Source organism: Polynucleobacter sp. UK-Kesae-W10 (assembly GCF_018881575.1).
Taxonomy (GTDB): Bacteria; Pseudomonadota; Gammaproteobacteria; order Burkholderiales; family Burkholderiaceae; genus Polynucleobacter.
Window position 1 is genome coordinate 1 of the sequence record NZ_JACVQB010000006.1, and the last position, 12,243, is coordinate 12,243.

Below are 12,243 nucleotides of genomic sequence, written 5' to 3' on the forward strand. Positions count from 1 at the left end.
CAATTACTAATGCACCGACATCAACATCGAATGCCGCTACCTATGCCCTAACTTACGCTAGTGGTCTAAGCTCAACAAACTACACCTTCAATCCAGCAAGCAGTGCGGTGAACTATGTTGTTAATCCAGCTTCTTTGAGTATTGCGATTTCCAAGGTCTATAACGGCGATACCGGATTTACCAATGCCAATACTTATAGCCTGAGTGGTAGCACATATAACAGTGATGCTATGCCAACAATTGCTAGTGGATCCGCTGCAGTCTCAAGTGCGAATGCAGCAAGCTATAGTAATTTTGCCACCAATAGTTTCGTATTGAGCAATGCTAATTACACCCTAACGGGTGGTGCGGTAGCGGCTACTATTGATTCTAAGGTAATTACTTACACCACAACTGGTGCAACTAGCACCTATGGAGCATTGGCTACATTAAGTACGCCAACCTTTGCTGGTTTGGTTGGCAGCGACAACCCCGGTGCAAGTGTGAATCTTTATAGCGGTTCAACACCCGTATCCTTCTCAGCTACAACTAATGCCGGTACCTATGCTCAGCAAGTAGCCATCACAAATGGAAACTATCAGATTGCTGGCACAGGTAATACCATTGGTAACTTAGTGATTAGTCCTGCCGCCTTATTAATCAGTGGCGCCAATAACACCCCGAGCTATAACGGATCCATTCAAATTAATACAGGTGCAACAGTGAGCCTAAATGGAGGCAATGCTAGTGCGATAAGTGGAACCACCGTTTCAACGGGTATTGGTGCTCAAACGTTTACCTTAAGTGGATATGCAATTGGTTTAAATGCGAACAGCACACCAATAGCAGATAGTTTGAGTATTACCCCTAATGCCTTAAGTGGTGCAATAGCAGGCAACTACAGCATTAGCTATAGCAATGGTAGTTTAGCTATAGGTAAAGCTAACTTAAGTCTGACTGGCACTCAGACCTATAACGGCACCGCTACGATTGCAGGATCGAGTTTGACGATTACTGGAGTTGGAGGTCAGACCTTTACGGGCAGCGGTACTGCTGACTTAGCTAGCAAGAACGTGCAAACTAATCAGCAGTTAGCAGACGTTAATAGTTTGGTATTAACTCCAAATGGCAATTTCTTGTTATCGAATTACAACACGATTAATGTGGCCAATACCAGCGTGTCAATTACACCTCTTGCTGTAACCCTGACCGCACCATCCATAACCAAAGTCTATGACGGAGGCTATACCTACAATATGACGGCGGCGAATTTGGCGACAATGTCTAGCCAGCTGGTCGGTGGCGATAGCGTCACGGCAGCCTCTGTAGTCTTTTCTGGAAATAATCCAAACGTTGGTAGCAATAAGTCGGTAAGCTTAAATAGTGCAACGATTAGTGATGGCAATTCCGGATCTAACTATACGGTGACTTTGGCAAACTCTAATACGAGCCTGATTACACCCGCATCATTAACGATTACCGCAAACAATGCATCTAAGTTTGTTACGCAGGCTGATACAGCAGGCTTTAATGGTGTTGTGTACTCTGGCTTTGTTAATGGTGAAACCGCTAGCACGGCGCTTGGCGGCACTCTAACAGTGATTAGAGGTAATGCCTCTACCAATAGCGCAGGTTTGTATACGGGCGTTTTAACGCCTGGCGGTCTAACAGCAAATAATGGCAACTATACGATTACTCCTGCTGCGGGTAACTTCACCATCGTGCCTGCCGATCAGCTCTTAGTGCAGGTTACACCTGTAACCACAACTTATGGAACGGCGCCAACGTATAGCGCTACCGCCAAATATCTTAGCTGCTCAGTTTCTGGTTGCCCACCTAGCGGATCAGTCAATATTATTCATACGCTAAGCCCAGTAATTACTGGTAACCAATTTACTGTGAGTGATGGTGCTGGTGGCATAGCAAGCTTTACGATTGCTCCAGTCGCATCAAGCACTAGTGGTTCAAGCAACACTAATGTGGGTGGCTATCAGTTAGCGACTGCAAATATTACCAACACTAGCATTAACTTTAATAATACGATTGTCCTCACTGGTACCTTAACAGTGTCACCCTTAACGTTGGCCGTCGATCAGTTGGGTGTTTCCGGCATTAGTAAGATATATAACGGTACTACAGCAATTTCTGGACTAACCCTCAATACCAGTGCAGCCACTTCATCTATTAAGAGTGGTGATGCGGTTGTTATCACGGGAACGGGTACCTATGCTAACGCTAATGTAGGTAGCAGTAAGTCGGTAACTGTATCGGTTGGTTTGACCGGTAATGATGCTGGAAACTATGTCCTTTCTAGCAATCAGCTGACCGCTAATATCGGTACGATTACGCAGTTAGCTTCAGTGACTTATACCGGTACTTCCGGCGGGAATTGGTCCAATGCGAGCAACTGGCAAGGCGGCGCAATACCAACTTTGAGTAACGTAGCAGCCGTTATTATTCCAACTGACAAAACAGTGGTGTATGACACTGCCAATATGACTGCCTTAACACCTACCTCAGCGATTACTGACAATGGTTCGATTAGCTTTACTAGTGGTTTGCCAATAACCTTTGCAAACACAATTTCGGGATCTGGCTCAATTAACCAATCTGGCGGTGGCACCCTAACTCTTTCGGGCAATAATAATTACTCGGGTGGCACTTACATCAATTCTTCTCGGTTGATCATTGGTTCCTCTGCTGCTTTAGGTATTGGTACAGTGAACTCTAATGGTGGAACAATTAGTGTGGACAGTGGCGTAACTTCCCTGCCTTCCCTAATGGTTGATGGCCCAGTAACATTGGCAAGTAATATCACCACCGCCAATAATCAAACCTATAACGGGGCCGTTACATTGGGTGCTGGTAATGCAGTTGGGGGAACTATTACTCCGATGGTCCTTAGCTCTATAAATGGCAACATCACATTCAATAACACTTTGAGTGCTGGAGATAATTCACTTGGTGCTAAACGTTCATTAACCATTAATGTAGGTTCTAACGGATCGGTCACCTTTAATGATCGAGTTGGGGCCGCAATAGCTGGAACTGCCTATAACCAAGCGCTTTACAACGCTTTTCAAAATGGCACGGCAGGTCAAAGCATCTATCAGTTAGTGGTTAATGCTGGCTCTGTACAAGCCCCCGGATCTATCTTGATTAAAGCTGATATCACAACCTTTGAGACCCAAACATTTACTGGTAATGTGAAGATTGGTGATAATGGTTCCAACGGCATGGTGCGTACATTGTTGTCAGAAGATCCAACAATTACATTTAATAATCTAGTCGATGACACTTCAGCCGGAACGCACACTTTGCTTGTCCGGGCGATTTCAATTCAACCGGGGCTAACTTCAGCGGTAAATATCAATCAGGCCGTTGGCTCCATTGCTCCATTATTGGCTCTGGATATTAAGACTGGTACCCAAACCCCATATGAGGCAAATCCAGTCATTACCGATACCTATGGCTATTCTGGAGGTATCAATATTGTCGGTAATGTTTCAACGGTCGGCAATCAAACCTATACAGCCAACACAATCAGTCTGGGTAGCTCATCTCAAGCTGAACATCAAATATTTGCAACGGATGGCGGCGTAATTTCCTTTAACGTTGGAGGCGCTGGTGGTGGCATTGCATCATCTAACCAAATGCCAATTGATTTGATGATGAATGGCGGCTCTATCTCAGGATTAAATGGCGCTGGGATTAGCTATAACAATATTGGTGATACGACTAGCTCTGGCGTTAATGGAAGTGGCAGCCTAGGTGTAAGTAGTAGTCTAGGTGGAGGTGCAAATGTAGCAGGAGCTTTGCAAAACGCACTCAAAATGGAGCTTCATCAGCTTGCATCCGAAACCGCATATAACCAATCCAGCGGTTCCGTAACGGTAGGTGCACCAACTCTAGATTGTGTTGTCCGACTTGAGGCCAATAATCCGTGGTGTATGCGGTAATCAGCATTTATTTTTTCAGCGCTCTTGGCAAATCGAGGCCTATATCTGTTTGATTGGTAGTTTATGGATTGCACCATTTGTGTCGATTTTTAGCTTATTTTTAGCTCAGAAAATTCTATCTAATTGATTATTAAGGATTTCCGAGTTTAATCACGGGTATCCAGAGTTCAATCCTTAGAAAACTCCAACAACTGCCCTTGAAATCCTGGGAAGCAGACCTATATAATCAGCACTCCCAACACGCGAGTGCTAAAGAGACGCTTTTAAGGCGTTTTTCCCTTAGTCTACGTGTGAAGAGATTATAAAGCATTGATTTATATAGATTTTTAATTAGTTAACACTTACTAACATAGGAGAAGAGATGAATTTGCGTCCTTTACATGATCGCGTAATCATCAAGCGTTTGGATCAAGAATCAAAAACTGCATCCGGAATCATCATTCCTGATGCTGCGGCAGAAAAGCCTGATCAAGGTGAAGTATTGGCCGTAGGCCCAGGTAAGCGTGATGACAGCGGCAAATTAAATGCACCTGACGTCAAGGTAGGCGATCGCGTGTTGTTTGGTAAATACGCTGGTCAGACAGTCAAAGTGGACAACGAAGAGCTCATCGTGATGCGTGAAGACGACATCATGGCTGTTGTTCAGAAGTAATTTCAGTATTTAAGAGAGGAATTCAATCATGGCAGCAAAAGACGTTGTATTTGGAGATAGCGCTCGCACCAAGATGGTCGAAGGCGTAAACATTCTTGCTAACGCAGTAAAAACCACTTTGGGACCAAAAGGTCGCAACGTGGTGATCGAGCGTTCATTCGGCGGCCCAACCATCACTAAAGATGGTGTGTCCGTAGCAAAAGAAATTGAACTCAAAGACAAGCTTCAAAACATGGGTGCGCAGATGGTGAAGGAAGTGGCTTCCAAGACTGCTGACATCGCTGGTGACGGTACGACAACTGCTACCGTTTTGGCTCAGTCTATTGTTCGCGAAGGTATGAAGTATGTTGTTTCAGGCCATAACCCAATGGATTTGAAGCGCGGCATCGATAAAGCAGTTTCTGCTGCAATGGAAGAGCTCGCAAAAATCAGCAAGCCTTGCACCACTACTAAAGAAATCGCTCAAGTAGGTTCAATCTCTGCCAACAGCGACCACAGTATTGGTCAGCGCATTGCAGAGGCAATGGAAAAAGTAGGTAAAGAAGGCGTTATCACTGTTGAAGATGGTAAGTCTTTGGAAGATGAGCTTGAAGTAGTTGAAGGTATGCAGTTTGACCGTGGCTATCTCTCTCCATACTTCATCAATCAGCCTGAAAAACAAGTTGCGGTATTGGATAACCCATTCGTACTCTTGTTTGACAAGAAAATTGCCAACATCCGTGATTTGCTCCCAGTACTCGAGCAAGTAGCAAAGTCTGGTCGTCCATTGCTCATCATTGCTGAAGATGTTGAAGGCGAAGCCTTGGCAACTTTGGTTGTGAACAATATTCGCGGCATCATTAAGACCTGTGCTGTTAAGGCCCCTGGTTTCGGTGATCGTCGTAAAGCAATGTTGGAAGACATCGCGATTTTGACTGGCGGTACTGTGATTGCAGAAGAAATCGGCCTCACACTCGAGAAAACTACTCTTGAGCACTTAGGTCAAGCGAAGCGTATCGAAGTAGGTAAAGAAAACACCATCATCATCGACGGTGCTGGCGATGCTAAAGCAATCGAAGCGCGCGTGAAGAACATTCGTGTTCAGATCGAAGAAGCGACTAGTGATTACGACAAAGAAAAATTGCAAGAGCGTGTTGCCAAGTTGGCAGGCGGTGTTGCAGTAATTCGTGTTGGTGCTGCTACCGAAGTTGAAATGAAGGAAAAGAAAGCCCGCGTTGACGATGCATTACATGCAACTCGTGCTGCGGTTGAAGAAGGTATTGTTCCTGGCGGCGGTGTAGCCTTGATTCGCGCAATGCAAGGTATCAAGGGCTTGAAAGGCGATAACGCTGATCAAGACGCTGGTATCAGCATCGTATTGCGTGCTATGCAAGAACCATTGCGTACTATCGTCAGCAACGCTGGTGAAGATGCTGGTGTAGTAGTTAATGCCGTTCAAGAAAGCAAGGGCAATAATGGCTACAACGCAGCGACTGGTGAATACGGTGATCTCGTAGCACAAGGTGTGATCGACCCAACTAAGGTAACTAAGACAGCATTGGTAAATGCAGCTTCTGTTGCTGGCTTATTGTTGACTACCGATTGCGCAATCTCCGATGCACCAAAAGATGAGTCTGCTGGTGGCGGTATGCCTGATATGGGCGGCATGGGTGGTATGGGTGGTATGGGCGGCATGATGTAATTGCCGTTCATTCCGCGGCTCACTTGCCGTAGAAACAAAAATGCCTGGTTCAAAAGACCAGGCATTTTTTTTGACTTGCTTTTGCTAATTAAAACGGATCGCCGATTTGAAACATCTTGTTCATATTTAATACGAAGTACATCGGCATAGCAGGAGGGTAGCCTCCTTGTGTCTGCAGATTGCTAGGTGGAATGGCCAAATAGGTGCCCGCTACTTTGTTCTGCAGCTCGTGAATGCTATCGACGCTTTGAATATGCATATTTAAGATATCCAAGCAGGGGTTAATGACCTCAAAGCCCACATTAAAAAATAGCTCTGCAATACGGTTCTCGCAGCCAGGAACTCCAAGAGGAATAGCGGATTGATGAACAACGCTATTGTGAATGGGTTGAGAGATGGCTGCCCAAGTATCTTGGGTGACCCAAGGGTTTGGTGCTAATTCTCCATTTTTTTCATAGCGACTCAAAGCGATTAACTGATTCTGCTGAATGAAGTCGCTTTTGCTAGGTAGGCTTGGGTCTAGTTTAATGTCGGTATTGGTAAGACAAACTACGGCGCCATGATTCTTGGGATCATTCAAAATGGCAACCCAGTCTTGAAAAGTCATTCGCTTGGTGGTTTGAATGTTCTGAATCTTATCCCCCGTAAATAGTGCTGGAGTGGAATCATTGAGGATGATGAATTCATCAAAAGCAAGACTAAGGTTGTGGTCAATACACTCTAAGAGCTCTTTGCGTCTTGCCTCATCTTTGCAGTCAAACCACTGGAATACCAATATTTTTTTCATAGGAGCAATCTTTTAGACGAAGGCAAGTCTCATGTGGTTAGTGTGATCTGTGTAATCGGTATTAATCAATTGCGGATTGATAAAGATCTTGCGACCATCGGCAATCAGAGTCTCATGAAAGGTGGGGTGGTCACATATTTCTACACCTTGTGCATTCAGGCCAGTATATGTCCCCTTTAATAAAGCTTCGCGACGATAAATTCCTAGGCCACCAAACGCAGATTGAACTGGAATCCAATCAAGAGTGCGAGGAATTCTGAGCATTTTGGAATACACGGCAGCAAAGAGGCCTTTATCTCTTGGGGTACCCATTCTCTCCAGAAAGCGGAACTGTTCCCAGCAATCATTTGGCGACCAGTCTTGGTGACGAAGTGCCCAAATATCATAATAAGGGCCAGCCTGATTGGCAGTGCAAACATCCCAATCATTACGAGTCCAGCAAGTAAGCACAGATTCTGGTGTAAGTAGATTGTTTACACCATCAAGGTCGGCAACTGCTACGTAGTCTAAATCTGCGTAAACAGGGTTCTCGCGTATTTCTTTAAGGTATACATTTCGACAGGCTGCCAGTCTCTCGGTCCTTCGTGGCATGGTTATCTGGAGCGCCCCCATAGAAATAAACCGAAAGTTTGGAACATCGGCGCTCAGCTTTTGTAAAACGGCAATAGTGCTATCTGAGCTGTCGGATTCAATAATTAACCAAGCAATATTCTGGAAGGCTGAAAATGAATGGGCTAACTTTGAAACAGTGTGTGCAATAGCGCCTTCCACATCTCTTGCAGTTCCAACAATAAGAATAGATTTATTTTTGATAGCCTCTGCAGCGCCCGACATTATTGCACCTCTAATATGCTAAATATACTAACAATTATAAATGTCATAGCTTATAAGGGCTCTCAATTACTACCGATTGGAAGATGTTCAATTTATTAATGAGAGGACGTAAAAAAACCGCCCGTAGGCGGTTTTTGAATCAGGCCAGTGTTATTTACTCTACTGCCTTGACCATTTCTTCGACAACCTTCTTCGCATCACCGAAGACCATCATGGTTTTATCCATATAGAAGAGCTCATTGTCTAGGCCGGCATAACCAGCTGCCATAGAGCGCTTGTTCACAATAATGGTTTTAGCTTTAAACGCTTCCAAAATTGGCATGCCAAAGATAGGGCTACCAGGAGTGCGGGCTGCGGGGTTAACCACGTCGTTTGCACCGAGTACCAGCACTACGTCAGCCTGGCCAAAATCACTGTTGATATCTTCCATCTCAAATACTTGATCGTATGGAACTTCAGCTTCAGCCAGGAGAACGTTCATGTGACCAGGCATACGACCGGCCACAGGGTGAATTGCGTACTTCACGGTAACACCATGATGCGTTAACTTCTCAGTTAATTCTTTTAAGGCATGCTGCGCGCGGGCAACTGCAAGGCCATATCCAGGAACAATAATCACGGTGTCAGCATTCTCCATAAGGAATGCAGCATCTTCTGGGGAACCTGTTTTGTAGTTCTTAGGGCCGCCATCATCGCCACCACCAGCTGCCGCTTCTGCGCCGAAGCCACCTAATAGCACCGCAAGAATAGAGCGGTTCATCGCCTTACACATGATGTAGGACAGAATCGCACCAGAAGAGCCTACGCAGGCGCCTGCAATGATCAATACGGGGTTGTTCAGTGTGAAGCCAATACCAGCTGCCGCCCAACCAGAATAGCTGTTGAGCATCGATACCACCACTGGCATATCTGCGCCACCAATGGGGATAATCAAAGTAACGCCTAATACCAGGGCAATCGCGCACATTGCAAGGAAGGCTGCGTGACTATCGGCCATGTAATAGGCGATACCGGCACCAACCATTGAAATAGCAAGAATTAAGTTGAGTAAATGTTGGCCAGTAAAGCTGACTGGTTTGCCGCTGACTTTGCCTGATAACTTACCAAAAGCAATCACAGAAGCAGTAAAGGTAATCGCGCCAATGAATGCGCCAATGAATAACTCAATCTTTTGTGCGCCAGTATGGTCATGTGCAGTATTAAATACTGCGGCTACTGCAATTAACACTGCAGACAAACCAACAAAGGAGTGCATCAATGCAACCAGCTCTGGCATCTTGGTCATTTGTACGCGCTTAGCAGCAAGAGTGCCGATGATGGCGCCACCTACTACAGCAGCAGCGATGAGCGAGACTGCAGGCTTGAACTCAGGGATAAAGAAAGTAGTAATGACGGCAAGCAGCATGCCGATCATGCCAAAGGTGTTGCCTTGGCGTGAAGTAGTCGGTGAGGACAAGCCGCGCAAGGCGAGAATGAACAATACCGATGAAATGAGATAAGAAATAGCGGTGATGTTTGACATTGTTTTGGTCTCTTGTAGTCTCTGTAGAGGTCTTGCTCTAATTATTTAGTGGCAGCAGCATCCGCTTTGGGAGCTTTTTTCTTGAACATCTCCAGCATGCGGCGAGTCACCATAAAGCCACCAAAAATATTGATGGAGGCTAGAAATACCGCCACTGCACCAATCACGCTAGTCAGAGTGATTTCATCTCCACCAATCACTTCGGTTTGGAGAAGGGCGCCCACAATAATGATTCCAGAAATTGCATTCGTCACGGCCATGAGTGGGGTGTGTAATGCAGGGGTAACGTTCCAAACCACGTGGTAGCCAACAAAAATAGCCAATACAAACACGGTGATGTTTTGAACTGTCAGGATGCTTTGAAAGGCAGCGAGATCCATAATGTTTCCTTAATTTTTACTGTTAGTTTTTGCGGATGGCTTGGCCATCGCGACACATTAAGCATGCGGTAACGATATCGTCATCACTTGGGATCACGAGCTTTGCCTCTTTGTCCACAATCAACTTCATGAAATCAAGCAAGTTACGTGAGTACAGGGCAGATGCATCTGCGGCAACCATGCTAGCTAAGTTGGTGTAACCAACAATCTTCACGCCATTGACGTCTACTACTTTATCGGCTTGAGTCAAAGGACAGTTACCGGATCCGTTGTCACCCTTGCCAGCAGCTAAGTCAATGACAACTGAACCTGGTTTCATATTGGCAACTGTGTCACTGTGCAAAAGTACTGGTGGCTTCCGTCCCGGAATCAATGCAGTCGTAATGACGATATCTGCTTGTTGGGCGCGCTCTGCAACTAAGGCTGCTTGGCGCTTCATCCAGGCTTCTGGCATTGGGCGAGCATAGCCACCAACACCTTGGGCGATCTCACGCTCTTCATCAGTCTCATAAGGAACGTCAACAAACTTAGCGCCCAAGGATTCGATTTGTTCTTTCGCGGCTGGGCGTACATCAGAAGCTTCAATTACAGCGCCCAAGCGTTTCGCAGTTGCGATGGCTTGTAAGCCTGCAACACCTGCACCCAAAATTAATACACGAGCTGCTTTAACAGTACCAGCAGCGGTCATTAACATTGGCATAAAGCGTTGATATTCATTGGCCGCAACCATCACTGCCTTATAGCCAGCAATGTTTGCTTGGGAGGACAGTACATCCATGCTTTGCGCACGAGTTGTTCGTGGAGCAGCTTCTAAAGCAAAAGCAGTGATGCCTTGAGCAGCCATAGCGGCGATGTTGTCATTATCAAATGGGTCAAGCATGCCTAGAAGCACGCTGCCAGATTGAATTTGCTTGAGTTCAGCTGCCTCAGGAGCGCGAACTTTCAGAACGATTTCAGCGCCAAAAGCATCTGCTGCGCTGCCAATCGTTGCACCTACTGCTTCATAAGCGGAGTCAGGCTGGCTGGCAGGCACGCCGGCACCCTGTTGGATGACGACAGCATGGCCCTGGCCAATGAGTTTTTTAACGGTTTCTGGTGTGGCAGCTACTCGAGTTTCCCCAGGTCTGGTTTCCAGTGGTACTCCTATGCGCATGGCATGTCTCCAAAAGCAAAATTTATAAAAAATCTATTTTAGTTAAGCGGGTCAAAATTTGCCCACTTACTTACCCCTACAAGCGAGAAGATCCTTTTTGCCTAAAATCCTGCCAAATCAGGTCAAGACTTCTACAATGGGGTCTGTCAGCTTATATTGAATTCTCGCATTTTTTGATGATCCAGCTCAATTCTTCAGCAATACCACCTACAAACCCCAGAAAAGTCGTTATTGGCATGTCTGGAGGGGTAGATTCATCGGTTGCCGCCTGGATGCTGAAAGAGCAGGGCTATGAGGTTATCGGCCTTTTCATGAAGAATTGGGAAGACGACGATAACGATGAGTATTGCTCTGCCCGCCAAGATTGGCTCGATGTCGTTTCGGTAGCCGATTTGATCGGCATTGATGTCGAGGCGGTCAATTTTGCTGCTGAATATCGAGAGCGTGTGTTTGCCGACTTTTTGCGTGAGTACGCAGCTGGGCGAACCCCCAATCCAGACGTACTTTGTAATGCAGAAATTAAGTTCAAAGCCTTTTTAGATCACGCCATGAGTCTGGGTGCAGATGCAATTGCCACTGGACATTACGCTAGGGTGCGCCATGAGGGTGGCAAAGTGCAATTATTAAAAGCACTTGATGCTAGTAAAGATCAAAGTTATTTTTTGCATCGCCTAACTCAACAACAATTAGCCAATGTATTGTTTCCCTTAGGAGAAATTCCGAAGACGGAAGTGAGAACCATTGCGGAAAAGATTGGCTTACACAACGCACGCAAAAAAGATTCCACTGGAATTTGTTTTATCGGTGAGCGCCCTTTTAGAGAATTCTTAAATCGGTACCTACCTCGTACACCTGGTCCTATTAAAACCCCCGAGGGCAAAGTCGTTGGTGAGCATATGGGCTTGGCATTCTTTACTCTAGGTCAACGTAAAGGCATTGGCTTGGGTGGTAGCCAAGATGGCAATGGAGACGCTTGGTATGTGGCTCGCAAGGATGTTGCGAACAACACTTTATATGTAGCGCAAGGCCATGAACACCCTTGGCTATTGGCCAAGCAGCTTGAGGCAATGGATGCTAGTTGGGTGTCGGGTGAGGCGCCAAGTGCTGGTAATTACTCTGCGAAGACACGTTATCGACAAGTGGATTCAGCATGTGTGTTCAGTGCTGGAAATCAGGCGCACACTTTTCAGTTGAGTTTTCCAGAGGCGCAATGGGCAGTGACTCCAGGACAATCTGCCGTCTTGTATGACGGTGATATTTGTTTAGGCGGCGGAATTATTTCCGCCTAAGTCATTC

At 45.9% G+C, this 12,243-nt stretch carries 9 protein-coding genes; 4 read left to right on the forward strand and 5 right to left on the reverse strand.

Annotation, left to right across the window (positions count from 1 at the left end; translation table 11 throughout):
• The 3 genes from ICN24_RS09065 to groL all read left to right on the forward strand — a co-directional run.
• The coding region (locus ICN24_RS09065; RefSeq protein WP_216223207.1) for an S-layer family protein at positions 1 to 3,938 on the forward strand (3,938 nt) is incomplete at its 5' end.
• Positions 3,939 to 4,299: 361 nt separating this feature from the next.
• Entirely contained in the window at positions 4,300 to 4,590 is a 291-nt protein-coding gene (locus ICN24_RS09070) for a co-chaperone GroES (protein WP_173956397.1), read from the forward strand.
• Positions 4,591 to 4,618: 28 nt separating this feature from the next.
• Complete coding sequence (gene groL, locus ICN24_RS09075; RefSeq protein WP_216223209.1) at positions 4,619 to 6,271, forward strand: chaperonin GroEL; 1,653 nt, start codon at positions 4,619 to 4,621, stop codon at positions 6,269 to 6,271.
• 88 nt (positions 6,272 to 6,359) lie between these two features.
• On the opposite strand, the gene ICN24_RS09080 is transcribed toward groL, so the two are convergent.
• The 5 genes from ICN24_RS09080 to ICN24_RS09100 all read right to left on the reverse strand — a co-directional run bounded on the left by ICN24_RS09080 (position 6,360) and on the right by ICN24_RS09100 (position 10,947).
• A complete protein-coding gene (locus ICN24_RS09080; protein WP_216223211.1) occupies positions 6,360 to 7,058 on the reverse strand; it encodes a hypothetical protein in 699 nt (232 codons plus the stop codon).
• Between the two features lie 12 nt (positions 7,059 to 7,070).
• A complete protein-coding gene (locus ICN24_RS09085) occupies positions 7,071 to 7,892 on the reverse strand; it encodes a hypothetical protein (RefSeq protein ID WP_216223213.1) in 822 nt (273 codons plus the stop codon).
• 154 nt (positions 7,893 to 8,046) lie between these two features.
• Positions 8,047 to 9,414, reverse strand: a complete 1,368-nt coding sequence (locus ICN24_RS09090) for an NAD(P)(+) transhydrogenase (Re/Si-specific) subunit beta (RefSeq protein WP_216223221.1) — start codon at positions 9,412 to 9,414, stop codon at positions 8,047 to 8,049.
• Between the two features lie 41 nt (positions 9,415 to 9,455).
• Entirely contained in the window at positions 9,456 to 9,794 is a 339-nt protein-coding gene (locus tag ICN24_RS09095; protein WP_216165126.1) for a proton-translocating transhydrogenase family protein, read from the reverse strand.
• A gap of 22 nt (positions 9,795 to 9,816) precedes the next feature.
• Positions 9,817 to 10,947 carry a Re/Si-specific NAD(P)(+) transhydrogenase subunit alpha gene (locus ICN24_RS09100; RefSeq protein WP_216223229.1) on the reverse strand — a complete coding sequence of 377 codons (1,131 nt, stop codon included), beginning with the start codon at positions 10,945 to 10,947 and terminating at the stop codon, positions 9,817 to 9,819.
• Positions 10,948 to 11,123: 176 nt separating this feature from the next.
• On the opposite strand from ICN24_RS09100, the gene mnmA reads away from it, so the two are divergent.
• On the forward strand, positions 11,124 to 12,236 hold the full coding sequence (gene mnmA, locus ICN24_RS09105) for a tRNA 2-thiouridine(34) synthase MnmA (RefSeq protein ID WP_216223230.1): 1,113 nt from the start codon (positions 11,124 to 11,126) through the stop codon (positions 12,234 to 12,236).
• The last annotated feature ends 7 nt before the right edge of the window (positions 12,237 to 12,243 follow it).